The organism is Cellulomonas sp. B6, assembly GCF_001462455.1.
GTDB lineage: Bacteria > Actinomycetota > Actinomycetes > Actinomycetales > Cellulomonadaceae > Cellulomonas.
Window position 1 is genome coordinate 1 of the sequence record NZ_LNTD01000196.1, and the last position, 231, is coordinate 231.

The following is a 231-nucleotide window of genomic DNA, read 5'->3' on the forward strand; positions in this document are numbered from 1 at the left end:
GCGCACGGCGACGGCGTCGGCGCCCTCGGCGACGAGCGGTGCGACGTACGTCTCGACCGCCGTCCACGCGGGGTCGACCTCGGCGCGGGGGCGTCGGGGCCCGGGGCCCGCGGGAGCGGCGCGCACGGCGACGGCGTCGGCGCCCTCGGCGACGAGCGGTGCGACGTACGTCTCGACCGCCGTCCACGCGGGGTCGACCTCGGCGCGGGGGCGTCGGGGCCCGGCGGCGTG

The 231-nt window shown here is 82.7% G+C and carries 1 protein-coding gene; it reads right to left on the reverse strand.

The window, feature by feature from the left end:
* Positions 1-231, reverse strand: a 231-nt coding sequence (locus ATM99_RS15705) for a hypothetical protein (protein ID WP_223305184.1), incomplete at both ends; no start/stop codon positions are given.